The sequence below is a fragment of the Janthinobacterium sp. CG_23.3 genome, from assembly GCF_046115965.1.
Classification (GTDB): Bacteria; Pseudomonadota; Gammaproteobacteria; order Burkholderiales; family Burkholderiaceae_D; genus Janthinobacterium.
Window position 1 is genome coordinate 1 of record NZ_JBJXIB010000089.1, and the last position, 25,325, is coordinate 25,325.

Annotated in this window: 22 protein-coding genes and 1 pseudogene; 16 read left to right on the forward strand and 7 right to left on the reverse strand. The window is 65.7% G+C overall.

Going from position 1 to position 25,325, the window contains the following annotated elements:
• The 3 genes from ACFDR9_RS19005 to gcvA form a co-directional block, all read left to right on the forward strand.
• Positions 1–1,579 (forward strand): T6SS phospholipase effector Tle1-like catalytic domain-containing protein (locus ACFDR9_RS19005; RefSeq protein ID WP_409032016.1); only part of this gene is annotated, 1,579 nt, incomplete at its 5' end.
• Between the two features lie 34 nt (positions 1,580–1,613).
• Positions 1,614–1,892, forward strand: a complete 279-nt coding sequence (locus ACFDR9_RS19010) for a PAAR domain-containing protein (protein ID WP_409032017.1) — start codon at positions 1,614–1,616, stop codon at positions 1,890–1,892.
• Positions 1,893–2,142: 250 nt separating this feature from the next.
• Complete coding sequence (gene gcvA, locus ACFDR9_RS19015) at positions 2,143–3,108, forward strand: transcriptional regulator GcvA (protein WP_409032018.1); 966 nt, start codon at positions 2,143–2,145, stop codon at positions 3,106–3,108.
• Between the two features lie 76 nt (positions 3,109–3,184).
• On the opposite strand, the gene ACFDR9_RS19020 is transcribed toward gcvA, so the two are convergent.
• Positions 3,185–3,349 (reverse strand): hypothetical protein, encoded by a 165-nt coding sequence (locus tag ACFDR9_RS19020; protein ID WP_409032019.1) that lies wholly within the window; start codon positions 3,347–3,349, stop codon positions 3,185–3,187.
• 50 nt (positions 3,350–3,399) lie between these two features.
• Here ACFDR9_RS19020 and ACFDR9_RS19025 point away from each other — a divergent pair, with 50 nt between their 5' ends.
• Positions 3,400–4,251 carry an MOSC domain-containing protein gene (locus tag ACFDR9_RS19025; protein ID WP_409032020.1) on the forward strand — a complete coding sequence of 284 codons (852 nt, stop codon included), beginning with the start codon at positions 3,400–3,402 and terminating at the stop codon, positions 4,249–4,251.
• A 136-nt stretch (positions 4,252–4,387) separates the two neighbouring features.
• On the forward strand, positions 4,388–5,524 hold the full coding sequence (locus ACFDR9_RS19030) for a diguanylate cyclase (protein WP_017877793.1): 1,137 nt from the start codon (positions 4,388–4,390) through the stop codon (positions 5,522–5,524).
• A gap of 189 nt (positions 5,525–5,713) precedes the next feature.
• On the opposite strand, the gene ACFDR9_RS19035 is transcribed toward ACFDR9_RS19030, so the two are convergent.
• On the reverse strand, positions 5,714–7,693 hold the full coding sequence (locus tag ACFDR9_RS19035; protein WP_017877792.1) for a monovalent cation:proton antiporter family protein: 1,980 nt from the start codon (positions 7,691–7,693) through the stop codon (positions 5,714–5,716).
• 85 nt (positions 7,694–7,778) lie between these two features.
• On the opposite strand from ACFDR9_RS19035, the gene ACFDR9_RS19040 reads away from it, so the two are divergent.
• The 8 genes from ACFDR9_RS19040 to ACFDR9_RS19075 all read left to right on the forward strand — a co-directional run bounded on the left by ACFDR9_RS19040 (position 7,779) and on the right by ACFDR9_RS19075 (position 14,410).
• Positions 7,779–8,801 carry an SIS domain-containing protein gene (locus ACFDR9_RS19040; RefSeq protein WP_409032021.1) on the forward strand — a complete coding sequence of 341 codons (1,023 nt, stop codon included), beginning with the start codon at positions 7,779–7,781 and terminating at the stop codon, positions 8,799–8,801.
• A complete protein-coding gene (locus tag ACFDR9_RS19045; RefSeq protein WP_409032022.1) occupies positions 8,801–9,331 on the forward strand; it encodes a KdsC family phosphatase in 531 nt (176 codons plus the stop codon). Before ACFDR9_RS19040 ends, ACFDR9_RS19045 begins: the two co-directional genes overlap by 1 nt.
• Positions 9,332–9,364: 33 nt before the next feature.
• Positions 9,365–9,961, forward strand: coding sequence for an LPS export ABC transporter periplasmic protein LptC (gene lptC, locus ACFDR9_RS19050; protein WP_409032023.1), 597 nt, complete (start codon positions 9,365–9,367; stop codon positions 9,959–9,961).
• A 34-nt stretch (positions 9,962–9,995) separates the two neighbouring features.
• Positions 9,996–10,553: a lipopolysaccharide transport periplasmic protein LptA gene (gene lptA, locus ACFDR9_RS19055; protein ID WP_017877788.1), complete on the forward strand. Its 558-nt coding sequence runs from the start codon at positions 9,996–9,998 to the stop codon at positions 10,551–10,553.
• Positions 10,553–11,308 carry an LPS export ABC transporter ATP-binding protein gene (gene lptB / locus ACFDR9_RS19060; protein WP_017877787.1) on the forward strand — a complete coding sequence of 252 codons (756 nt, stop codon included), beginning with the start codon at positions 10,553–10,555 and terminating at the stop codon, positions 11,306–11,308. The genes lptA and lptB overlap by 1 nt, the downstream gene beginning before the upstream one ends.
• A 5-nt stretch (positions 11,309–11,313) precedes the next feature.
• Positions 11,314–12,783 (forward strand): RNA polymerase factor sigma-54, encoded by a 1,470-nt coding sequence (locus tag ACFDR9_RS19065; protein ID WP_409032024.1) that lies wholly within the window; start codon positions 11,314–11,316, stop codon positions 12,781–12,783.
• A 72-nt stretch (positions 12,784–12,855) separates the two neighbouring features.
• On the forward strand, positions 12,856–13,209 hold the full coding sequence (gene hpf, locus ACFDR9_RS19070; protein WP_026133122.1) for a ribosome hibernation-promoting factor, HPF/YfiA family: 354 nt from the start codon (positions 12,856–12,858) through the stop codon (positions 13,207–13,209).
• Positions 13,210–13,324: 115 nt separating this feature from the next.
• Complete coding sequence (locus tag ACFDR9_RS19075; protein ID WP_409032025.1) at positions 13,325–14,410, forward strand: enoyl-CoA hydratase/isomerase family protein; 1,086 nt, start codon at positions 13,325–13,327, stop codon at positions 14,408–14,410.
• A 16-nt stretch (positions 14,411–14,426) separates the two neighbouring features.
• On the opposite strand, the gene rapZ is transcribed toward ACFDR9_RS19075, so the two are convergent.
• From rapZ to ilvA, 5 genes are all read right to left on the reverse strand, one after another.
• Positions 14,427–15,290 (reverse strand): RNase adapter RapZ, encoded by an 864-nt coding sequence (gene rapZ, locus ACFDR9_RS19080; protein ID WP_409032026.1) that lies wholly within the window; start codon positions 15,288–15,290, stop codon positions 14,427–14,429.
• A gap of 90 nt (positions 15,291–15,380) precedes the next feature.
• A complete protein-coding gene (hprK, locus tag ACFDR9_RS19085) occupies positions 15,381–16,316 on the reverse strand; it encodes an HPr(Ser) kinase/phosphatase (protein ID WP_017877782.1) in 936 nt (311 codons plus the stop codon).
• 47 nt (positions 16,317–16,363) lie between these two features.
• Positions 16,364–16,846, reverse strand: coding sequence for a PTS sugar transporter subunit IIA (locus ACFDR9_RS19090; RefSeq protein WP_017877781.1), 483 nt, complete (start codon positions 16,844–16,846; stop codon positions 16,364–16,366).
• Positions 16,847–17,334: 488 nt separating this feature from the next.
• Positions 17,335–18,168: an NADPH-dependent 7-cyano-7-deazaguanine reductase QueF gene (queF, locus tag ACFDR9_RS19095; protein ID WP_409032027.1), complete on the reverse strand. Its 834-nt coding sequence runs from the start codon at positions 18,166–18,168 to the stop codon at positions 17,335–17,337.
• A 150-nt stretch (positions 18,169–18,318) separates the two neighbouring features.
• Positions 18,319–19,854, reverse strand: coding sequence for a threonine ammonia-lyase, biosynthetic (gene ilvA / locus ACFDR9_RS19100; RefSeq protein ID WP_409032028.1), 1,536 nt, complete (start codon positions 19,852–19,854; stop codon positions 18,319–18,321).
• Positions 19,855–20,062: 208 nt separating this feature from the next.
• Between ilvA and ACFDR9_RS19105 the strand changes: the two genes are divergently transcribed.
• The 3 genes and pseudogenes from ACFDR9_RS19105 to ACFDR9_RS19115 form a co-directional block, all read left to right on the forward strand.
• Complete coding sequence (locus ACFDR9_RS19105; RefSeq protein WP_017877778.1) at positions 20,063–20,554, forward strand: YqaA family protein; 492 nt, start codon at positions 20,063–20,065, stop codon at positions 20,552–20,554.
• A gap of 233 nt (positions 20,555–20,787) precedes the next feature.
• Positions 20,788–24,813: a DUF3683 domain-containing protein gene (locus tag ACFDR9_RS19110; RefSeq protein ID WP_409032029.1), complete on the forward strand. Its 4,026-nt coding sequence runs from the start codon at positions 20,788–20,790 to the stop codon at positions 24,811–24,813.
• Positions 24,810–25,208, forward strand: a pseudogene (locus tag ACFDR9_RS19115) (HIT family protein); the annotation flags it as partial. The gene ACFDR9_RS19110 and the pseudogene ACFDR9_RS19115, both read left to right, overlap by 4 nt.
• Between the last annotated feature and the right edge of the window lie 117 nt (positions 25,209–25,325).

Sequence of the window (25,325 nt, forward strand, 5' to 3'; positions counted from 1 at the left end):
TATCCAAAACACGCAAAGCCAGGCCGAAGCCGCACAAGCACATGGCCCAAAAACCATGTTAAAAGGTTGGAAAATCCTTAACTTGGGTGGATTGAGTCCATGGGGCGCGGGCGGCGAGGCGCGCATCGTGTATGGGCTGTTGCAGGTGTTGAATTCGTTGCACGCGTTCGTCAATAATAACAGGCGGATGTTTGACGGCAAATGCGTCAAGGCGCTTGCGGGCGATCGCACTGTTGCGCAAACGAATCCCGATCAATGGCCGCCCGCGGCATTGACAGAAGAGGACAAGCTATTGACGGCGCTGGATCTGCCTAGCGGACTGGTCGGCAATGCGACGCTGCGGCACGCTTTTTTGGCGAAGCACGCCGGAAAACTTGGAATGCAATTGGCGCGCAAGGAAACAACGCCCAATGTTTCTGGGGTTTATTTGGACGTGTTTGGCTTTTCACGTGGTGCCGCGGAGGCGCGCGTGTTTTGCACTTGGTTGTATGAGTCGCTATTAAAGGATGGCAAGCTTTGCGGCGTCCCCGCCTATGTGCGCTTTCTCGGCTTGTTCGACACGGTTGCCTCTGTCGGTCTCAGCGTAACCGGCCACAAATCGTGGGCGACGACCCAGAATTTGCGCATCCATCCCGCCGTTAAAAGTTGCGTCCATTATGTCGCCCTTCATGAATTCCGCAACAATTTCCCCTTGGACAGCGTGTGCGTGGACGGTGTCGTTCCTTCGAACTGCTGCGAGCAGCTCGCCCTCGGTAGCCACAGCGATGTGGGTGGCGGCTATGAGCCCGGCTCCCAAGGCAAGGGCGTTGTTCTGCAGGCGTCCGACCCGCGTGCCCCGGCAAAATTGACGGCGACAAGGGACGGTGGGGACAAATACAAATTGTCGCAACTGCCGCTGAATCTGATGCTCGCCGCCGCGCGCAAGGCGCGCGAGGCGCACGGTACCGATGGCGACCCTTGGCTCGATTTCCAATCGAAAAAAGGGAGGGACCTTGAGTTGGGGAATGAATTCGCCTGCGCCCCCGAAATCCCGGCGGCGGTGCAACACTATTTCGCCGGCTGCGGTGTGGCGTCCGGTGTAAGCGTGGAGCTGGCTTTCCGCGAACACATGACCCTGTACGTGGCATGGCGGGTGGCCGTGACCTTGCAGAAGAACGGTTTTCAATCCCTGCCCAGCGTTCAGTATGCGCAGACCACGGATGACCTTCACTCGTTTTACAAGCAAGGACAGGACATGCTCGCCGAGCAGATGAAAGTTATCGATGGCATGACGGGCATGCTGCGCAATCCCACGGAAGACGATTTTAAGGAAAAAAAGTTTCACGGCAAGGCTGGCGAGATCCTTAGGCGCGCCAAAGCCATGACCGTTGCGTCGGACATCGGCTTGTTTTTCGACCAGTATGTGCATGACTCCTACGCCGGCTTTATTTCAAAATTCGGCGACGGTTTCTTCATGGGAACGGCCCATGGCATCGCCGAACCTCGCCGGTATTTTTGTTATCGCCTGATGTACCAGGGCGACGACAGGCAGCTCAACGTCATGCTCCAGCAACCTCAACCGGCGCAGGAATACGCGTGACGCCGCGTTCCTCCACCGCCACCGAAAGTATTCCATGTCACTGCATATTATTACCGTAGGCGACGACACCGATCACGGCGGCAAGGTAATCGGCGGCTCGCCCAACCACTCGATCGCCGGCAGGGCGATTGCGCGCGTTGGCGATCTGGTCGATTGCCCGCAGCGCTATCCCGGCGGCCGGCCGCACGGCGTCAATCCGATTCTCGACGGCCACGCCAGCTACAGCGTCGACGGCAAGGCGGTGGCGGTGGATGGCAGCACCACAAGCTGCGGCTGCAAATTGATCGGCAGTGTCACGGCCACCGTCGATTAGTCCGCCTCGCTAGGCTATCGCGCCCGCTTGGGGGGGCGGGAATGGCGCGCCGCGGACGTCAATCGGCTGGCGCCCGTGATCCGGGCCAAGCCGCCGGCAACGCGCACGCTTCTGGCGCTGCTGACAACGCCAGACACCGCTTGGCCGGCTTCCAGGTTTTTGCGCCGGACAAGTCGATATTGTGTCTTGTGTGCGCCGCAGCAAAATGATATATTTCCCCTCCCTTTGCTACTTATTTTCACATACCGCCATGGCCGATCTGCGTCGCCTGCCCAACCTCGCCGCGCTGCGCGCCTTCGAGGCGGCCGCCCGCCACGAGAATTTTTCCCGCGCCGCCGAGGAAATCCACGTCACCCACGGCGCCGTCAGCCACCAGGTGCGCGGCCTTGAGGAGGAACTCGGCGTGGCGCTGTTCGTACGCAAGGGCAAGCGCCTGGCGGTGACGGCCGAGGGCCAGCGCTTCGCCGCCGTGGTGCGCAAGTCGTTGATGGAGATCGCCGTCGCGGCCGAGGCCTTGAAGGCGACGGCCGGGCAGAAGCGCCTGACCATCACGGCCATGCCCTCGTTCGCGGCGCGCTGGCTGGCTCCGCGGCTGGGCAACTTCATCGACCTGTATCCGGACGTTGAAGTGGTGCTGCAGTCGAGCGGCCAACTGGTCGACCTGGAGCGCCAGGCGGTCGACGTCGGCATCCGCTTCGGCGCCGGCAACTACCCCGGCCTGACAGTGGAAAAACTGATGTCGGACTATTACTATCCGGCCGTCAGCCCGCGTTTCAACGGCGGCAAGCTGCCGGCCACGCCGCACGAACTGGGCCAATACCACCTGCTGCGCGGCGACGACGAGCCCTGGCTGCCGTGGTTGCGCGCGGCCGGCACCGACGTCGCCGAGCCCAGCGGCGGTATCGTCTTCCACGACCTGGCCATGCTGATCCGCGCCGCCGCCAACGGCGACGGCATCGCGCTGGCGCGCCACGTCATCGTCATGCAGGAAATCGCCAGCGGCGAGCTGGTGCGCCTGTTCGACACCGCCGTCAAGTGCCCGTACGCCTACTACTTCGTCTGCACGCCGCAGGCGATGCTGCGCCCGGAGGTGGGCGCCTTCCGCAACTGGCTGTTCGCCCAGGTGGCGCAGTTCGACGCCAGTTGCGGTTGGCCTGAATCGCCGGAAAGTAACTTGCAGTTATACGAACATGACTACCGTCGGGAGTGGCAATGAACCATAATTCGGCCGCGAAATATTTCATTTTTTATATTTTTCGCCGCGCCATCGCGGCCCGCCCGGCTATGTGAAATTAAAAGAACAAGCTCTCCGACGGGGGCGCGGCCGCGCCGGCGAAGCTGCCCAAGGTCGTCATCCTGGCCACCGGCGGCGCCATCGTCGGCAGCGGCGCCGACAGCGCCACCGCGCAGATGAAGGCGCCGCTGGTCGAGGCGCGCCGGCGCCTGTTTGCTGCCATACTGGGCGCCCGAACAACTTCGCGGCGGCCCGGCCCGCCGCCCCGGCGCCATGGCTATCCTCTCCGACATCACCCTTTATCCGATCAAATCCTGCGCCGGCATCAGCCTGCGCGAGGCCACGCTGACGCGCGCCGGCCTGATGACGGACCAGATCTACGACCGCGAATGGATGGTCGTCGACGCCGCCGGCCACTTCCTGAGCCAGCGCGAGCATCCGCGCATGGCGCTGATCACGCCGCGCCTGAAGGCCGGCACGCTGGAGCTGCGCGCGCCCGGCATGCTGCGCCTGGAAATCGAACTCGGCCTGCCCGACCCGCAACTGGCGCCGACCTTGCAGGTGCAGGTATGGGACGACCGCCTCACGGCCTACGATTGCGACGCCGTCACCGCCGCCTGGTTTTCCAACGCGGTCGGCGTGCCGTGCCGGCTGGTGCGCTTCCACCCGCACGCGCAACGACTGGCCAGCAGCAAGTGGACCGGCGCCGTCGCTGCCCCGACGCTGTTCTCGGACGGCTACCCGGTGCTGCTGGCCGGCGCCGCCTCGCTCGACGACCTCAACGACAAACTGCTGGCGGCCGGACGCGCCGCGATCCCGATGAACCGCTTCCGGCCGAACCTGGTGCTGGCCAAGCTCGCCGCCTTCGAGGAGGATTACGTCGACACCTTCCAGTTCGGCGCCACCGCGCTGAAGCCGGTCAAACCCTGTTCGCGCTGCGCCATTCCGGCCAACGACCAGGCCAGCGGCGTGCCCGGCCCCGACCCGTTGGAGATCCTGCAAGGCTACCGCGCCAAGCCCGAGCTGGACGGCGCGATTTGCTTCGGCATGAACGCCATCGTCGTCGACGGTGGCGACGAACGCATCCGTGTCGGACAGGAAATCGGCGTCGAGTTGTCATTTTGATTCGCACTCATGCCGTATTTATACGTTTTGCCATATCCAAGCCGGCCAACTTGGCGTAATGTTCTAACTGGCCGGCGCGCCGCGGGCGGCGTCAGCCGCGCGCGCCGCTTGGGACGCTTTGGATAAGGGTTTGGATATGACGTACGATGTGACGGCAACGACGCCGCCGGCTGGCCTGGCAGAGGAAAACCAGAAGTTGCGCGAGCGCATGGCCGCTTTGCTGCAGCAAGCCGAGCAGAACCACGCGATCATGTGCCGGCACCAAGCCTTCGACTTGGAAATCGTCGGCGCCGCCACCTTTCCCGAATTGATCGGGACCATCTTCCGCACCTTGCCGGCGATCTCGGAACTCGACGGCGTGACCCTGAGCCTGCTCGACGAGGGCGGCGACATCTTGCACGTGATGGAAAAGCTGGGCGTCGACTTCGCCGATTTCCCGCAACTGATCTTCGTCGACGGCGAGGCCGCGCTGGGCTTCGGGCCGGGCGGCGCGGCGCAGGCGGCGTCGCCCAAGCCGCTGCTGGGACCGTACGCCGGCGGCGCCCACGGCGCGCTGTTCCCGGCGCCGCCGCAGCCGCTGCGCAGCGTGGCGCTGGTGCCGCTGCTGCGCAACCGGCGCCTGATCGGCAGCCTGAACCTGGCCAGCGCCGACGCCGCGCGCTTCACGGCCAGCCTGGGCACCGACTTCATCGAGCACATGGCGTCGATCATCGCGATCTGCCTGGAAAACGTCATCAGCAACGAGATGCTCAAGTACATCGGGCTGACCGACTCGCTCACCGGCGTCTACAACCGGCGCTACCTGGACCGCCGCCTGCCCGAGGAGATCGCGCGGGCGCGGCGCCAGCGCTACTGCATTTCCCTGATGTACATCGACATCGACCACTTCAAGCGCGTCAACGACAGCGTCGGCCACCAGGGCGGCGACGAGGTGCTGCGCGAAGTGGCCGAACGCATCAAGCACGAGCTGCGCCGCTCCGACGCGCTGGCCCGCTTCGGCGGCGAGGAATTCGTGGTGTTGTTGATTGACGCCGAACTCGACAGCGCGGTGGCGGTGGCCGAGCGCATCCGCGCCAGCATCGCCAACGCCCAGTTCGCGCTGGCGGCCGGGGTCGAGGTCGGCGCCAGCGTCTCGATCGGCGTCGCCAGCCTGGCCGGCGACGACCACGACATCTCGATCGAGGCGGTGGCGCAGCAACTGGTGGCGCACGCCGACAGCGCGCTGTACCAGGCCAAGCAGCGCGGCCGCAACCAGGTGGTCAGCTTCCGTTAGGGTGGGGGATTGCGCGGGCCGGCCGCGCTGGAAGCAAGCCGGGGCAAAGAGCCGGGCTCAAACCTCAATGCCGTTCACTTAACGTGTCGTAGGTCGGCTTAGCGCGGCGTAATCCGACACGGTCCGCGGCGGCGCTTGTCGGGTTACGCCGTTCCGGCTAGCCCGACCGACAGCAATGCTTCGGCGATGTTAGCGCAGCAGCAGGCTCTCGGCGCGCAGGACGGCTTCGGCGCCGCCGCGCAGCACCACCACGTCGCCCGCCTCCAGCACCGTCGCCGCGTCGGCCTCCAGGCGCGCCTTGCCGCGGCGGATAGACGCCACCTCGGCGCCGCAGCCGGCCAGGTCGACCTGGCCCAGCGCCCGGCCGACGCCGCCGGCGCCCTGGCCCAGCGTAACCGAATGCAGGCGCACCAGGTCGGCGTCGTCGCCGACGTCGCTGGCGCCGTGGAAATAGCCGCGCAGCGAGGCGTAGCGCGCCTCGCGCGCCGCCTGCACCCGGTGCACCACGCGCCGCAGCGGCACCCCCAGCATGATCAACGCGTGCGAGGCCAGCATCAGGCTGCCCTCCATCAATTCCGGCACCACCTCGGCGGCGCCGGCCGCCTTCAGCAGGTCGAGATCGGTGTCGTCGTGGCTGCGCACGATCACCGGCAGCGTCGGCGCCAGCTCGTGCACCAGGTGCAGCACCCGCAGCGCCGACGGCGTGCTGGCGTAGGTGATGACGACCGCGCTGGCGCGGTAAATGCCGGCCGCGACCAGGCTTTCGCGCCGCGCCGCGTCGCCGTACGAGACGCTGGCGCCGGCGCTTTGCGCCTCCTGCACCCGCTCCGGGTCGAGGTCGAGCGCGTGGTAGTCGATCTTTTCCTCGGCCAGCAGGGTCGCCAGGCTTTGCCCGCTGCGCCCGAAGCCGGCGATGATCACGTGCTTCTGGGTCGACATGGTGCGCGTGGCGATGCGCGTCAGCGCCAGCGATTGCATCATCCATTCGTTGCTCGACATCTTCATGACGATCTGGTCCGACTTGGCGATGATCAACGGCGCCACCAGCATCGACAGCACCATCGAGGCCAGCACCAGTTGGATCAGGAAGGGGTCCATCAACTCGACGCCGCCGGCCAGGTTGAGCATCACGAAGCCGAACTCGCCGGCCTGCGCCAGCGCCAGGCCGGTGCGCATCGACACGCCGTCGGAGGAGCCGAACAGCTTGGCCAGCCCGGCGATCAGGGCGAACTTGAGCAGCACCGGGCCGCATAGCAGCAACAGCACCAACCACCAGTTCTCCAGCACCAGGCGGACGTTGAGCAGCATGCCGACGGTAATGAAAAACAGCCCCAGCAGCACGTCGCGAAAGGGCTTGATGTCTTCCTCGACCTGGTGCTTGTACTCGGTTTCGGAGATCAGCATGCCGGCGACGAAGGCGCCCAGGGCCAGCGACAGGCCGGCGCGCTCGGTGATCCAGGCCGCCCCCAGCGTGATCAAGAGCAGGTTTAGCATGAACAATTCCTGCGAGCGCCGCTTGACGACGATGGCGAACCAGCCGCGCACCAGCTTCTGGCCGATCACCAGCAGCAGCAGCAGCACCACCACCGCCTTGGCGCTGGCCCAGCCCAGCGTGGCCAGCAGGTTGTCGGGGTTCTTCGCCAGCGAAGGGATGAGGATCAGCAGCGGCACCACGGCCAAGTCCTGGAACAGCAGGATGCCGATGATCTTGCGGCCGTGCTCGCTTTCCAGTTCGAGCCGCTCTGTCAGCATTTTTGACACGATCGCCGTCGACGACATCGCCAGCGCGCCGCCGAGGGCGAACGAGACTTGCCAGCTCAGGTGTATGTATCGCGGCAATTGCCCGGCGACCAGCCAGCCGAGCAGCATGGTGGCGGCGATCGTCGTCACCACCTGGGCCATGCCGAGGCCGAAGACGATGCGCCGCATCGCCATGAACTTGGGCAGGGAAAACTCCAGGCCGATCGAAAACATCAGGAACACCACGCCGAATTCCGCCAGCGCGGTGGTGGCGTGGCTCTCGGCGGCCAGGCCCAGCGCGTGCGGGCCGATGACGATGCCCACGGCCAGGTAGCCGAGCATCGGCGGCAGGTGCATCATGCGGAAGGCGACCACGCCGAGCACGGCGCTGCCGAGCAACAGCAGGGTCAGTTCAAGCGAGGAAAACATGGAATCGGCATGGCGCGTGGATGGATTTCGTTGTTTGTTGCGACTGGCAAGTTTTTTGCTTTCCTAATTCGTTTATACTTTGGGCATGAGTGTAACCCATGAAAAAACAATGCTGAAAGCTTTTGATGCAAACACCGCGCGGCGGGCGCTGCAACTGGCGCGCGAGACCCTGCAAATCGAGGCGGACGCCATCACCGCGCTGCACGCGCGCCTGGCCACCGACGACAGCGTCGGGCGCGCCGTCGCGCTGCTGCTGAACTGCGGCGGGCGGGTGGTCGTCTCCGGCATCGGCAAGTCCGGCCACGTCGGGCGCAAGATCGCCGCCACGCTGGCCTCGACCGGCACGCCGGCGATGTTCGTGCACCCGGCCGAGGCCGCCCACGGCGACCTCGGCATGGTGACCTCGCAGGACGCCTTCATCGCCATCTCGAACTCCGGCGAAACCGCCGAGCTGATGGCGATCGTGCCGATCGTCAAGCGCATGGGCGGCATCCTGATCGCCATGACCGGCAACCCCGGCTCCAGCCTGGCGCGGCTGGCCGACGTCCACCTCGACGTCTCGGTGGCCAAGGAAGCCTGCCCGCTGAACCTGGCGCCGACCGCCAGCACCACCGTCACGCTGGCGCTGGGCGACGCGCTGGCGGTGGCGCTGCTGGACCTGCGCGGCTTCAAGGAGGAGGATTTCGCCCGCTCGCACCCGGGCGGCGCGCTGGGCCGGCGCCTGCTGACCCACGTGCGCGACGTCATGCGCAGCGGCGCCGCCGTGCCGGCGGTGCCGGCGGCGGCCTCGCTGACCGAGGCGCTGCTGGAAATCACCCAAAAGGGCATGGGCATGACGGCCGTGGTCGACGCCGAACAGCGCCCGCTGGGCGTGTTTACCGACGGCGACCTGCGCCGCATGATCGAGAAGGTGCAGGACTTCACCAAGGTGGCGATCCGCGACGTGATGCACGCCAACCCGCACCGCATCGGGCCGGACCGGCTGGCCGTCGACGCGGTCGCCGTGATGGAGCGCTTCAGCATCAACCAGATGCTGGTGGTCGACGCCGACGGCAAGCTGGTCGGCGCGCTGCACATCCACGACCTGACCCGCGCGAAGGTGATCTGATGACGACCGAAGACACGCTGCGCCGCGCGGCCCGGGTGCGCCTGATGATTTTCGACGTCGACGGCGTGCTCACCGACGGCAGCCTGCACTACGGCGAGGACGGCGAATCGATGAAAACCTTCAACGTCCACGACGGCCTGGGCATCAAGCTGCTACAGGAATCCGGCGTACAGACGGCGATCATCAGCGCGCGCCGCTCGCCGATCGTGGCGCGCCGCGCCGCCGACCTGGGCATCGAGCACGTGCACCAGGGCGGCCACGACAAGCTGACGCCGTTTCGCGCCCTGCTGGACAGCACCGGCCTGACGGCCGAGCAGTGCGGCTTCATCGGCGACGACGTCGTCGACCTGCCGATCCTGGCGCGGGTCGGTTTCGCCGTCAGCGTACCCAACGGGCGCGACGACGTGCGCAACCGCGCCCACCACGTGACCCAGGCCGGCGGCGGCCGCGGCGCCGTGCGCGAGGTCTGCGAACTGCTGTTGCGCGCGCAGGGCAACTACGACAGCGTGCTAGCGCAGTTCCTCGTATGACGCGCCGCTCCCCCACCGCGACGGCGGCCCGTCATGCGTAAGCGCCAGCCCCACCCGCAGCGCTGGCGCACCGCGCTGACGCTGCTGGCCGGCGTCGTCTTTGCGCTCGGCAGCTTTTGGCTGCTGCAGGTGCTCAAGCAGCAGGGCCAGGACGGCGTCGTCGGGCAGCCGCGCAACGAGCCCGATTATTTCGTCGACAATTTCAGCGTCGTGCGCATGGGCGTGGACGGCAAGCCGGCCTACATCGTCTCCGGCGTCAAGCTGACCCACCGCCCGCTCGACGACTCGTCCGACATCGAGCGGCCGTACCTGCGCAAGCTGTCGCCGACGGCGCCGCCAATGGACGCGCGCGCGCTGCGCGGGCGCATCGACCAGGACAGCAGCCGGGTCCAGCTGAACGGCAGCGTCGTGGTCGACCGGCCCGCCGGCCCGGGCGCGGCCAGCATGAACTTGAAGACCGAGGCGTTGACGGTGTTCCCCGACGCCGACCGCATGGAAACCGACCAGCCGGTGGTGCTGTTGCAGGGCGCCAGCCGCATGAGCGGGGTCGGCATGCGCGCCAACAACGCCACCGGCCAGATCGAGGTCGCGCAGCAGTTGCGCATTACCATTCCGCCGCCGCCGCGCTGACGCGGCCGCCGCCCTTTTACCCAGGAGTACGCAAATGAAGAAAATTGTGTTGTTGGCGCTGTTGTGCGCCGCCTTTGCCGGCGCCGCCCGCGCCGAAAAAGCCGATTCCACCAAGGAAACCGTGATCACCGCCGAGCAGGGCGTCGCCGACGAGGTCAAGCAAACCCGTACGCTGACCGGCAACGTCGTGCTGGTCAAGGGCACGCTGACGATGAAGGCCGGGCGCGCGCTGATCCTGGTCGACCCGCAGGGCTACCAGTTCGCCACCTTCTGGGCCGCGCCGGGCAAGCTGGCGACGTTCCGCCAGAAGCGCGACGGCGAGGGCGACCTGTGGGTCGAGGGCGAGGCCGAGCGCGTCGAATACGACGACAAGACCGAAATGGTCAAGCTGTTCTCGAAGGCCAAGCTGACCCGCCTCGAGGGCAGCAAGAAGACCGACGAGGCCGAGGGTCCGTTCATTTCCTACGACAGCCGCAAGGAGTTGTTCGCCATGGAAAACACCGCCAGCGGCGAAAGCAAGCCGGGCGGCGGCAGCGTGCGCATGGTGATCCAGCCGACCAAGAGCGCCGCCGCGGCGCAGGAGAAGAAGTGATGGAAGCGATCCACGGCGCCAGCACGCTGGTGGTGCGCGGCCTGCAAAAAAGCTACGGCAAGCGCCAGGTGGTGCACGACGTCTCGCTGCAGGTCGAGTGCGGCGAGGTGGTCGGCCTGCTGGGCCCCAACGGCGCCGGCAAGACCACCTCGTTCTACATGATCGTCGGCCTGGTGCCGTCGGACGCCGGCAGCATCGACATCAGCGGCGTCGACATCTCGCGCCTGCCGATCCACCGGCGCGCCCAGCTCGGCCTGTCCTACCTGCCGCAGGAGGCGTCGGTGTTTCGCAAGCTGACGGTGGAGGACAACATCCGCGCGGTGCTGGAAATCCAAAGCGTCGACGGGCGCGCGCTGAAAAAAGCCGAAATCGAGGCCAGGCTCGACACCCTGCTGGCCGACCTGCAAATCGAGAAGCTGCGCGAGAACCAGGCGCTGTCGCTGTCGGGCGGCGAGCGGCGCCGCGTCGAGATCGCGCGCGCGCTGGCCACCAACCCGCGCTTCGTGCTGCTCGACGAACCCTTCGCCGGGGTCGACCCGATCGCCGTCATCGAAATCCAGCGCATCGTGCGCTTCCTCAAGGAGCGCGGCATCGGCGTGCTGATCACCGACCACAACGTGCGCGAAACGCTGGGCATCTGCGACCGCGCCTACATCATCAACCAGGGCTCGGTGCTGGCCTCGGGCCGGCCCGACGACATCATCGCCAACGAATCGGTGCGGCGGGTCTACCTGGGTGAACATTTCCGCATGTAAATCCGATGAAACAATCCCTGCAACTGCGCACCTCGCAGCACCTGGCGCTGACCCCGCAACTGCAGCAGTCGATCCGGCTGCTGCAGCTATCGACGCTGGAGCTGCACCAGGAGCTTGAGCAGTTGCTGGGCGAGAACCCCCTGCTGGAACGCCTCGACGACCCGCTCGACCGCTCGCTGCGGCTGCTGGCGGACGGCGCGCTGAGCCCGACCGGCGCGCCGCCACAGGACGGCGCGGCGGCGCCGGGGCAAGATAGCGCGCCGGCGGCCGACGCCGAACCCGCGTACGACGGCGCCGAGCACGCCGCCGCCGACAACGGCGACAGCGACTGGAGCGAGATCGGCCGCGGCAAGGCGCCCGACGACGAGGATTCCCGGCCGCAGCTCGAAGCGAGCCAGCGCACGCTGCGCGAACACCTGATGGAGCAAATGCGCGTCACCGTGCAGCCGCTGCGCGACCGCGCGCTGGTCGAGTTGATCATCGACGCGCTCGACGACAACGGCTACCTCGAGGAGCCGCTCGACGAGATCCTGGCGCGCCTGCCGGCCGAGCTGGACGTCGGGGCCGACGAGATGCGCACCGCGCTGGCGCTGCTGCAAAGCTTCGACCCGGCCGGCGTCGGCGCGCGCAACGCCTCCGAATGCCTGGCGCTGCAAATCAAACGCCTGCCGCGGATCGCCATGGTGACGCGGCGCATGGCGCTGCTGATCGTCGAGCGGCACCTGACCTGGTTCGCCCAGCGCGACTTCAACAAGTTGAAAAAGGCCCTGCTGTGCGACGACGAGGACTTGCGCGAGGCGCAGACGGTGATCCGCCAGTGCAACCCGCACCCGGGCGCGGTGTTCGCCGCCGACGTCTCCGACTACGTGGTGCCGGACGTCGTCGTCAAGCGCGCGCGCAACGGCTGGCACGTCAGCCTGAACCACGAGGTCATGCCGCGCCTGCGCGTCAACGCCATGTACGCCAACCTGCTCAAGCAGGGCAAGGGCGAGGGGGCGATGGGCGCCCAGTTGCAGGAGGCCAAGTGGCTGATCAAGAATATGCGCCAGCGCTTCGACACCATCCTGCGCGTGGCCCAGGCCATTGTTGAGAGGCAGAAAAATTTCTTCTCGCACGGGGCGGTGGCGATGAGACCCCTTGTGCTCCGTGAAATAGCTGATACACTGGGTTTACACGAGAGTACTATTTCTCGGGTAACAACTCAGAAGTATATGCTGACCCCGCATGGCATGTTTGAGTTGAAATATTTCTTTGGTAGCCATGTCGCCACCGAAGCGGGGGGAGAGGCATCATCGACGGCGATACGGGCGCTTATTGTGCAATTGACAGGAGCTGAAGACCCGAAAAATCCTTTATCCGACAGTAAGATTGCGGACATGCTGGGAGAACAAGGCATGGTGATTGCGCGACGCACTGTTGCCAAATACCGGGAAGCGCTGAAGATCCCGCCAGTCAGTCTGCGAAAATCGTTGTAGTTTTACTTTGGTTCCTCTGCGCGCCAGAAGACCGGCGAAGGCACGAACCCGACATCATCTTTAGGAGTGTGTATGAATCTCACTATCAGCGGACATCATCTCGAAGTGACACCGGCCATCCGTGAATACGTACAAACCAAACTGGAGCGCGTGCAACGCCATTTCGATCAAGTCATTGATATTGCTGTCATTCTGACCGTAGACAATCTGAAAGAAAAAGATAAACGGCAAAAGGCCGAAATCAACCTGCGCATGTCCGGCAAGACCGTGTACGTGGAAAGCCTGTCGCAAGACCTGTACGCCGCCATCGACACCCTGATCGACAAACTGGACCGCCAGGTCATGAAGTACAAAACCAAAGTGCAAGAGCACGGTCACGAGGCGATCAAGCATCTGCCCGACACCTACGAAGCCGCCGCCGTCTAATCCGGCCCCCGCTTCCCACCCCGACTAAGGGCGCGTCTCGCGCCCTTTTTTGCGCCCGCGCCCGCGCCGCCGGTGCGCTAGTATACGTTCCTCTCCACCTGCCATCGACCCTGCCATGAGCGAATTCGTCCACACCTCCGTCCAGCACCGCACCGCGTGCATCGTCCTCGACCGCCCCAAGGCGCTGAACTCGCTGTCGCTGGCGATGGTGCGCCAGCTCGCCGCGGCCCTGCTGGCCTGGCGCGACGACGCCGGCGTCGACGCCGTGGTCATCAAGAGCAGCAGCGAGAAGGCCTTCTGCGCCGGCGGCGACATCCGTTTTTTCTACGACGCCGGGCGCGCCACGCCGCTGGCCGGCAGCGCCCTGCTGGAGGACTTCTTCAGCGAGGAATACGCGCTCAACCACCTGATCCACTTTTATCCGAAGCCCTACGTAGCCCTGCTCGACGGCGTGGTAATGGGCGGCGGCATGGGCGTGGCCCAGGCCGGCCCGGCCAGCCGCGTGCGGGTGGTAAGCGAGCGCACCAAGATGGCCATGCCGGAGGTGAACATCGGCCTGTTCCCCGACGTCGGCGGCAGCTATTTCCTGTCGCGCGCGCCGGACCGGCTGGGCCTCTACCTGAGCTTGACCGGGCTGACGATAGGCGCGGCCGACGCGCTGCACGCCGGCCTGGCCGACCACTTCGTGCCGCAGGCCCAGATGGCGGCACTCACGGCGCTGATCGCCGCCACCCCGGGCGCGTTGCTGCCCGCCGCGATCGCCGCCTTCGCGGCGCCGTTCAAGGCCGAGGCGGGCGCCAGCGCGCTGCGCCAGGAGGCCGCCGCGCTGGCGCGGCATTTCGGCGCCGACTCGGTGGCCGGCATCGTGGCGTCGCTGGAGGGCGACGCCTCGCCCTTCGCGCAAAAGACGCTGGCGGCGATGGCGCAGCGCTCGCCGTTGATGATGTCGGTGACGTTTGAGCTGCTGCGCCGCGGCGCCGCGCTGGGGGTGGCCGATTGCCTGCGCATGGAGCGCACCGTGGTGCGCCACAACTTCGCGCACGGCGAGGTCATCGAGGGCGTGCGCGCGCTCGTCATCGACAAGGACAACGCGCCGCGCTGGTCGCCGCCGACGCTGGCCGAGGTGACGCCGCAGATGGTGGCGGGCTTCTTCGCGCCGGTGTGGCCGGCGCACGCGCATCCGCTGCGCGAGCTGGAGTAGGCCGGCGGCTCCGCCGCTACGGTTGTTCGCGGTGGCGCAATACCACCTGTTCGGTCGGGCCGAAGTGCTGCGCCAGGCGCTCGGCCATGTACACCGAGCGGTGCTGGCCGCCGGTGCAGCCGACCGCCACCGTCAGGTAGCTGCGGTTGTCGGTCTTGAACGAGGGCAGCCATTTGGCGAGGAAGGCGCGGATGTCGCCGAGCAGCTCGGCCGCCGCCGGCTGGGCGTCGAGGAAGGCGATCACCGGCGCGTCGCGCCCGGTCAGCGGGCGCAGCGCCAGGTCGTAATACGGGTTCGGCAGCGCGCGCACGTCGAACACGAAGTCGGCGTCCAGCGGCACGCCCAGCTTGAAGGCGAACGATTCGAAAAACAGCGTCAACGGCGCGCGGTCGACGGCGACGATTTCCTTGATCCAGCCGCGCAGTTTGTTGGCGCTCAATTCCGACGTGTCGATCACATGGCCCAATTGTTCGATCGTCGACAGGCGTTCGCGCTCTTCGGATATGCATTCGATCAGGGTGCGCCGCGCCGCCGGGTTCTGGCCGGGCCGCAGTTCGTGCGACAGTGGATGGCTGCGGCGGGTTTCGGAAAAGCGCGCCACCAGCGAGTGCGTGGTGGCGGTCAGGAACATGACTTTGACGTCGTGGCCGTCCTGCTTGAGCCGGCCGACGTCGTGCGGCAGGCTGGCCAGCGAGGCGGCGCTGCGGGCGTCGACGGCGACCGCCAGCGACTCGGTGCCTTCCTGTAGCAAGGTCGATACGAGCTGGCTCAGCAGCGCTGGCGGCAAGTTGTCCACGCAATAATAACCGGCGTCTTCGAGCACGGTCAGCGCGACCGATTTGCCGGATCCGGAGATACCAGTGATGAGGACTATATGCATAGGCCTTGATCATACAATAAGATCAAACACGGCGCTGAAAGCAAGCTGCTGTACATCCGATGGCAGATGCCATGCCGCCGGCCGGCCGCGCTAGTCGCCGCTCATCGCCTGGCGCTGGCGCTCCATGAATTCCTGCAGCGTGTCGATGCCGCGCAGTTGCAAGATGGTGTTGCGCACCGCCGCCTCCAGCAGCACCGCGATGTTGCGCCCGGCCGCCACCGGAATGACGACCTTGCGCACCGGCAGGCCCAGCACGTCCTCGGTGGGGAACAGGAAGGGCAGGCGCTCGACTTCCTCCTCCAGCGCGCTGCGGCGCACCAGGTGGACGATCAGCTTCAGGCGCATCTTGCGGCGCACCGCCGTTTCGCCGAAGATCGCCTTGATGTCGAGCAGGCCCAGGCCGCGCACCTCGAGCAGGTTTTGCAGCAGCGGCGGGCAGCGGCCCTCGATCATGTTCGGCGCGATGCGCGAGAATTCGACGGCGTCGTCGGCCACCAGGCCGTGGCTGCGCGAAATCAATTCCAGGCCCAGCTCGCTTTTGCCGAGCCCGGAATCGCCGGTGATCAGCACGCCCACGCCCAGCACGTCCATGAAGACGCCGTGCATGATAATGCGCTGCGCCAGTTTCTTCGACAGGTAGACGCGCAGGAAGTCGATCACCTGGGCCGCCGGCAGCGGGGTGGAAAACAGCGGAATGTTTTTTTCATCGCAGATGGCGAGGATGTCGGGCGGCGTTTCCAGGCCCTGGGCGATGATCAGCGCCGGCGGCCCGCCGGCGATCAACTCGCCAATGATGTGGCTGCGCGAGCCGGACTTCAAGCGCTGGTAGTAATTGATTTCCTGGTGGCCGAAGACCTGGATGCGGCCCGGGTGGATCAGGTTCAAATGGCCGACCTGGTCGGCGGCCGAGGCGACGTCGCCGGAAATGAGCCGTTCGCCGCCGGGAAAGCCGGCGAACCAGCCCAGTTGCAGGCTTTCACGGTTGTCGTCGTACAGGCGTTGGATCGTCAGCGGTGTTTGCAGCATGCGCGGGCTCACTCAGGAATGGATAGTCACGCGCAGTGTAGCGCAGTTTAGCCCGCCGCCTGCAGACTGGGTTGCCAGTTGATAATGCGCGCGTGCACCGATTTCGGGTCCGGGTCGGTCGCCAGCGCGGTGCGGAAGGCGTCGTCGGAAAACATTTCGGCGATTTCCGACAGGATTTCGAGATGCTGCTGGGTAACGTGGTCCGGAATCAGCAGGAAGAACAGCAGGTTCACCGGCTTGCCGTCGGGCGATTCGAACGGAATCGGCTCGGCCAGGCGCACGAATGCGGCCAGCGGCGCCTTGAGCGTCTTCATGCCCTTGATGCGGCCGTGCGGCACGGCCACGCCATGCCCCAGCCCGGTGGAACCGAGGCGCTCGCGGGCAAACAGGTTGTCCGACACGGTGGAGCGGGCGATGCCGCAATTGTTCTCGAAAATCAGACCGGCTTGTTCAAAGGCGCGCTTCTTGCTGGACACTTCCAGGTCGAGCAGGACGTTTTCGAGAGATAATATTTTGCTGAGGTTAGTCATAACACTAAGTGAAATGGTGCGGTGCACAAAAGGGGCTTGCGAGCAGAATTATAGGCTTGTTTTTGCGCCGTGTAACATGAATTCTGTTGCCGCCACAACCGCCTCAGTCCGCTTGAAGGCGAACCGGGGCCGGCGGCCGCGGCGTCCGCACTCGGGCAGGCCGTGGCTTCGCTATTTCTGGCGCAAAATACGCTGTCTTGCCGATTTTTCCATTCTACATGACTGTTTCGCCGATTATTCAACGCCGGGGCCGGCTCCGGCGGATTTCCAGTAACTTATTACATTGTAAATGAAAACGCGGTCGGCGCCGCTTGCCTGGAAGGTAGGAGCATTGCACCAGCCAGTCAAGGCGCGCGGCGCGCGAACGCGCGCGCGTTTGCGCCGCGTCAAGCGGCGATCGTGCGCGCGCCCTTGACGCGTTTGAACAAGCCCACGTAGCGGAATTCGCCCGTTGCGCCCCGGGCTGGCCGGCCGCTCCGTTTCGGCCGCTACTGGCGGGCGTTGCGCAGGTTGGGCGGACGCTGGCCGGTGCTGAAGTTGCTGCGCCATGGGTTGATGTCGAGTCCGCCGCGGCGGGTGTAACGAGCGTACACGGCCAGTTTTTGCGGCGCGCACTGGCGCAGGATGTCGACGAAGATGCGTTCGACGCATTGCTCGTGGAACTCGTTGTGCTCGCGGAAACCGATCAGGTACTTGAGCAGGCTTTCCTGGTCGATCTGCGGCCCGGCGTAATGGATTTGCACGCTGCCCCAGTCCGGCTGGCCGGTGACCAGGCAATTCGATTTGAGCAGATGCGACAGCAGTTTTTCCTCGACCGGCGCCTCGTCCAGCGCCGCCTTAAGCAGCAGCGACGACGGCGTGTACTGGTCGATGTCGATGTCGAGGCGGTCCAGTAGCAAGCCGTCGAGTTCGCCCATTTTCAAGCCGGCGAACTGTTCCTGCAAGGTCAGCGCGACCTGCACCGGCGCGCCGAAGCCGCCCGACAGGTCTTGCTGCAGCAGCGCCTGCAGGGCGTCGGCGCTGGCCAGTTTGGTCTGGTTGAAGGAGTTCAGGTAGAGCTTGAACGACTTCGACTCGACGATATTGGGCGAGTCGGCCGGCACGGTGACGCGGGCGATCGCCACCTGCGGCTTGCCGCGCAGGTTGAGCCATGACAGCTCGTAGGCGTTCCAGATGTCGACGCCGAAAAAGGGCAGGGTGCCGTGCAATTGCAGCTCGTCGCGCTTGCCCTGGCGGGGAATCGGGAACAGCAGTTCGGGGGCGTAGTCGCTGCGGTAGGCGGCGCTTTTGCCCAGCGGGGAGAGGTCGGCGGAATTGGTCATGGTGATGTGAAGGTAAGGTGCCGCCGGCTGGCGGCGAAGCAGCGGCGTGAATCTGGGGTCGGGCCTCGAAGGTCCGACCCCGGCTGTGCGCCGCCGGTTTTTTGCGTATGCCGGCGGCGCGCGGGTGCAGCCCGCCCTCTGGTCGTGGGATTATCCCAGGAACAGCTTGTAGACGGGGTTGCTGCTTTCGTCCCAGTAGCGGTAGCCGAGGGTGGTCAGGAATTGGCCGAACTCGCCCATTTCGTCCTGCGGCACCTGCAGGCCGATGAGGATGCGGCCGACGTCGCCGCCCTGGTTGCGGTAATGGCACAGCGAAATATTCCAGTTCGGCGCCATGCTGTCGAGGAAGCGCATCAGCGCGCCCGGGCGTTCCGGGAACTCGAAGCGGTACAGCAGCTCGTCCTGGGCCAGGCGGCTCTTGCCGCCGACCAGGTGGCGGATGTGCGACTTGGCCAGCTCGTCGTGGGTCAAGTCGAGCGTCTTGAACTCGTGCTCCTCGAACTTGCGCGCCAGCACGCCCGATTCGTTGCGGTTGGCGATCTGCACGCCGACAAACACGTGCGCCTGGCTCTCGTCGCTGATGCGGTAGTTGAACTCGGTGACGTTGCGCGCGCCCACCAACTGGCAGAAGCGCTTGAAGCTGCCGCGCTGCTCAGGCATCGTCACGGCGAACACCGCCTCGCGCGACTCGCCCAGCTCGGCGCGTTCGGCAACGAAACGCAGGCGGTCGAAATTCATGTTGGCGCCGCAGGCGATCGTCACCAGCGTTTCGTTTTGGACCGGATGCTTGCTCAGGCTGGCGCGCTCGATGTACGCCTTGGCGCCGGCGATGGCCAGCGCGCCGGCCGGCTCCAGGATGCTGCGGGTGTCGGTGAAGACGTCCTTGATGGCGGCGCAGATGGCGTCGGTGTCGACGATGATGACCTCGTCGACGTACAACTGCGCCAGGCGGAAGGTTTCCTCGCCGACCAGGCGCACTGCGGTGCCGTCGGAAAACAGGCCGACGTCGGGCAGCGTCACGCGCTCGCCGGCCTTCAGGCTGCGCGCCATCGCGTCCGAGTCCAGCGTCTGCACGCCGATGATCTTGATGTCGGGGCGGATCTGCTTGACGTAGGCGGCCACGCCGGAGATCAGGCCGCCGCCGCCGATGGCGATGAAGATGGCGTGGATCGGGCCGGCGTGCTGGCGCAGGATTTCCATGCCGATGGTGCCCTGGCCGGCGATCACGTCGGGATCGTCGAACGGGTGCACGAAGGTCAGCTTCTGCTCTTTTTCCAAGGTCAGCGCGTGGTTGTAGGCGTCGGTGTAGGAGTCGCCAAACAGCACCACCTCGACGTTGGCGCCGCCGCGCGCCTTGACCGCGTCGATCTTCACCGGCGGCGTGGTGGTCGGCATCACCACCAGCGCGCGGCAGCCGAGCCGGGCCGCCGACAGCGCCACGCCCTGGGCGTGGTTGCCGGCCGAGGCGCAGATGACGCCGCGCTTGAGTTGCGCCTCGCTCAGGTGGGCCATCTTGTTGTAGGCGCCGCGCACCTTGAAGCTGAACACGCTCTGCATGTCCTCGCGCTTGAAGTAAATCCGGTTTTCCAGGCGCTGCGACAGCGCCGGCGCGAACTCCAGCGGGGTTTCAATGGCGACGTCGTAGACGCGGGCGGTCAGGATTTTCTTCAGATAGTCGATAGTCATAGTCTGCAAACAGAGTGATTCTGGGCCAGAGGGTCTGGAACGTGTTCGGTGGAGCAAAGACGTGCTGGTCGCGGCGGGTAGCCGAAGCGGGCGCCGCGGCGGCCGCCGGCCGGTGGGCCTGGCGCCAGCGTGCGGCGATTCTCGATTGTACTGTGCGGGTGTTGCGCTTCATTATAATGGACACCTTTCGCCTACCTCAAAGAGTTCGATGATCGAATCTACAATCGCCTGGTTGCTGCACCTGTTGGCGGCGCCCGAAGTGGGGCTGACGTCGGTCTTCATCATCAGTTTTATCTCGGCCACGCTGCTGCCGCTGGGCTCGGAGCCGGCGGTATTCGCCGTCGTCAAGGCCAACCCCGCGTTGTTCTGGCCGGTGATCCTGACCGCCACCGTCGGCAACACCCTCGGCGGCATGGTCGACTACTGGCTCGGCTACCGCGCCAAGGTGGCCTTCGCCAAGGAGCGCGACACGCGCTGGTTCCGCTGGCTGGCGCGCTACGGCGCCAAGACCATGCTGCTGGCCTGGTTGCCCGGCATCGGCGACCCGCTGTGCACGCTGGCCGGCTGGCTCAAGCTGCCGTTCTGGCCCAGCGTCGCCTACATGGCGGCGGGCAAGCTGGCGCGCTACCTGACCATGACGAGCCTGCTGTTGTTCGTGCCCGACGGCGTCTGGCAACGGATCGGACAACTGCTGGGCTAAAGCCGCCGCGGCCGGCGGGATTGTTTATTTGCAATAATAGCCTTTTGTTGGCAGGATCTATCAAGAATGGCGTATTTTCATCATATGGATTTGGTGATATGCGCGGTTCGCCGCGTTTCGGGCGGCGCCGCCGGCCCCGCTTAACCCGTAGGGGGGCGAGGGCTGTTCCGGCATGGTGCGGCGCAATACGCTAAAATGCCTCTTTAGGGTCAGTCCACAAGTCCACACATACCATGAACGCCCCCGCACACATCAAAGCACTGCTGGCCGAAACGCCAAACGGTCCCGCCGCCACCCGGCTGCGCGAAATCCCCTATAACTACACGTCGTTTTCCGATCGCGAGATCGTCATCCGACTGCTGGGGGAGCACTCCTGGAGCCTGCTCGACGAGCTGCGCGGCGCGCGCCAGACCGGCCGGTCGGCGCGCATGCTGTACGAGGTGCTGGGCGACATCTGGGTGGTGCGGCGCAATCCCTACCTGCAGGACGACTTGCTGGACAACCCGAAACGGCGCCAGGAACTGATCGCCGCCTTGCACCACCGCCTGGCCGAGGTCGACAAGCGCCGCCTGACGGTGGACGCGGCCAGCGAAGCGAACCTGGACGACGCCGCGGCGCAACGCCGCAGCGCCAGCGTCGAGGCGCTGCTGAAGGCGGCCAGCAAGGCCGTGGCCGACTTCGGCGACGAGTTCCGCCAGACCTACGACCTGCGCAAGCGCACCACCAAGGTGCTGGGCCGCTACACCGAAAAGCACAACATCTGCTTCGACGGCATGAAGCGCGTTGCCCACGTTACCGACGCCACCGACTGGCGCGTCGAATACCCGTTCGTCGTGCTCACGCCCGACACCGAGGACGAGATGGCCGGCCTGGTCAAGGGTTGCATCGAACTGGGGCTGACCATCATCCCGCGCGGCGGCGGAACCGGCTACACCGGCGGCGCCGTGCCGCTGACGCCGCTGTCGGCCGTCATCAACACCGAAAAACTGATCACCCTGGGCGAGGTCGAAATGACCATGCTGCCCGGCGTCGAGCGCGAATACGCGACGCTGCTGTCGGGCGCCGGCGTGGTCACCAAGCGCGTCTCGGACGCCGCCGAAAAGGCCGGCTTCGTGTTCGCCGTCGACCCGACCTCGGCCGAGGCTTCCTGCATCGGCGGCAACGTCGCCATGAACGCCGGCGGCAAGAAGGCCGTGCTGTGGGGGACCGCGCTGGACAACCTGGCCTCGTGGCGCATGGTCGACCCGAACGGCGACTGGCTCGAAGTGACGCGCCTGGAGCACAACCTGGGCAAGATCCACGACGCGCCGGTGGCCAAGTTCAAGCTCGAATGGACCCACCCGACCAGCCGCGGCGCCGCCAAGGCGGCGCCGTTCAAGACCGAGTTGCTGGACATCGCCGGCCGCAAGTTCCGCAAGGAAGGCCTGGGCAAGGACGTCACCGACAAATTCCTGTCCGGCCTGCCGGGCATCCAGAAAGAGGGCACCGACGGCCTGATCACGTCGGCGCGCTGGATCTTGCACAAGATGCCCAAGCACGCCCGCACGGTCTGCCTGGAATTTTTCGGCCAGGCGCGCGACGCGATTCCGTCTATCGTTGAAATCAAGGACTACCTGGACGGCTTGCCGGCCCGCGGCGACGGTTTCACGACGATCCGCCTGGCCGGCCTGGAGCATCTGGACGAGCGCTACCTGCGCGCCGTCGGCTACGCCACCAAGTCGAAGCGCGGCGTGCTGCCGAAGATGGCGCTGTTCGGCGACATCGTCGGCGACGACGAGAACGCGGTGGCCATCGCCGCCTCGGAAGTGGTGCGCATCGCCAACACCCGCGTCGGCGAGGGCTTCGTCGCCGTCAGCCCGGAGGCGCGCAAGAAGTTCTGGCTCGACCGCGCCCGCACGGCGGCCATCGCCAAGCACACCAACGCCTTCAAAATCAACGAAGACGTGGTGATTCCGCTCAACCGCATGGGCGAATACACCGACGGCATCGAGCGCATCAACATCGAACTGTCGATCAAGAACAAGCTGCAACTGGCCACCGCGCTGAGCGACTTCTTCGGCGCCGGCAACCTGCCGGTGGGCAAGAGCGACGACGCCTCCGACGACCGCGTCGACGACGCCGAAATGCTCGGCGACCGCGTGCAGCAGGCCACGGCGCTGCTGCGCCAGGTGACGGCGCGCTGGACCTACGTGCTGGCCGGGCTGGACCTGCCGCTGGCCAGCGCCAAGGACCAGTTGGCCGAATTGGGCCTGGAGCGCCTGCTGCCGGTGTTCGAGGCGCGCCTGGCGCAGCAGCCGGACGCCACCCTGTTCGACGTGGTGCAGGACCGCACCGTGCGCATCACCTGGAAGCAGGAAATCCGCGCGCAACTGCGGCAAATCTTCAACGGCGCCGCCTTCAAGCTGATCCTCGACGAAACCACGGCGATCCACGCCCGCGTGCTGCGCTCGCGCGTGTTCGTCGCGCTGCACATGCACGCCGGCGACGGCAACGTCCACACCAACTTGCCGGTCAACTCCGACAATTATGAAATGCTGCAGGACGCCCACCAGGCGGTGGCCCGCATCATGGTGCTGGCGCGTTCGCTCGACGGCGTCATTTCGGGCGAGCACGGCATCGGCATCACCAAGCTGGAGTTCCTGACCGAGGAAGAGATCGGCGAATTCCGCAGCTACAAGCAGCGCATCGATCCGGAAGGGCGCTTCAACAAGGGCAAGCTGCTGAACCTCGACGGCCTGGGCGCGGACTTGCGCAACGCCTACACGCCGTCGTTCGGCCTGATGGGCCACGAATCGCTGATCATGCAGCAAAGCGATATCGGCGCCATCGCCAACAGCGTCAAGGATTGCCTGCGCTGCGGCAAGTGCAAACCGGTGTGCTCGACCCACGTGCCGCGCGCCAACCTGCTGTACTCGCCGCGCGACAAGATCCTGGCGACCTCGTCGCTGATCGAAGCCTTCCTGTACGAAGAGCAGACCCGCCGCGGCATCTCGGTCAAGCACTGGGAAGAGTTCGAGGACGTCGCCGACCATTGCACCGTGTGCCACAAGTGCGTCACGCCGTGCCCGGTCAACATCGACTTCGGCGAGGTGTCGATGAACATGCGCAATCTATTGCGCAAAATGGAAAAGAAAAGCTTCAAGCCGGCCCTGGCCGCGACGATGTTCTTCCTCAACGCGACCGACCCGACCACCATCAACGCCTCGCGCCAGGTGATGATCGGTTGGGGCTACAAGGCCCAGCGCCTGGGCAATGATTTGCTGAAGAAATTCGCCAAGAAACAGACCAAGGCGCCGCCGCCGAGCCTGGGCAAGCCGAAGGTGCGCGAGCAGGTGATTCACTTCATCAACAAGAAAATGCCGGGCAACCTGCCGAAGAAAACCGCGCGCGCGCTGCTCGACATCGAGGACGACAAGGTCATCCCGATCATCCGCAATCCGAAGACCACCACGGCCGACACCGAAGCCGTGTTCTACTTCCCGGGCTGCGGTTCGGAGCGGCTGTTCTCGCAAGTGGGCTTGGCGACCCAGGCCATGCTGTGGGAAGTGGGCGTGCAAACCGTGCTGCCGCCGGGCTATCTGTGCTGCGGCTATCCGCAGCGCGGCAACGGCGAGTACGACAAGGCCGAAAAGATGATGACGGACAACCGCGTGCTGTTCCACCGCATGGCCAACACCCTCAACTATCTGGACATCAAGACGGTGCTGGTATCCTGCGGTACCTGCTACGACCAGCTGGCGACCTATGAGTTCGACAAGATCTTCCCCGGCTGCCGCATCATGGACATCCACGAGTACCTGCTGGAGAAAAAGGTCAAGCTCGAAGGCGTCAACGGCACGCGCTATATGTACCACGAGCCATGCCACAACCCGATGAAGCTGCAGGAATCGGGCAAGACGATCAACGCGCTGATCAGCACCGTCGACAACGTCAAGATCGAGAAAAACGACCGTTGCTGCGGCGATTCCGGCACCCTGATGGTGTCGCGCCCCGACATTTCGACCCAGGTGCGCTTCCGCAAGGAAGAGGAAATGATCAAGGGCGCCGACAAGCTGCGCGCCGACGGCTTCGCCGGCGAAGTGAAGATCCTCACCAGCTGCCCGGCCTGCCTGGGCGGCGTCTCGCGCTACGGCGAGGAGGCCGGCACCACGGCCGACTACATCGTCGTCGAGATCGCCAAGCACTTGCTGGGCGAGAACTGGATGCCCGACTACGTCAAGCGCGCCAACGACGGCGGCATCGAGCGGGTGCTGGTGTGACCGTCCAGCCCTGCGACCTGTGCGTCCTGCTGGCCGGCTTCGACGCCGGCGCCGGCCTGGACGCGCTGGTGTGGCGCGACGAGCGGGTGGCCGTCGTGCTGGTCGACGAGGCCGGCTATCCCGGCTTTTGCCGCGTCGTCTGGCACGGCCACGTGAAGGAAATGAGCGATCTGGGCGCGGCCGAGCGCAGCCGCGTGATGGAGGTGGTGTGGCAGGTCGAATTGGCCCAGCGCGAAGTGATGCGGCCGGGAAAAATCAACCTGGCCAGCTTCGGCAACATGACGCCGCACGTGCACTGGCACGTGATCCCGCGCTACCTCGACGACGCCCATTTCCCGAACCCGACCTGGGCCGCGGCCCGGCGCGCGCCGGCGGCCGACACGCTGGCGGCGCGGGGGGGGGTGGTGTGGGGACGGGGGGGCGGCCGCGTCCAACGACCGCATCTCTTCGAGGGGTCCACAAAAGGTCAACAGAGAAAAAAACGAAAAGCGATAGACACACGACACCAGGAC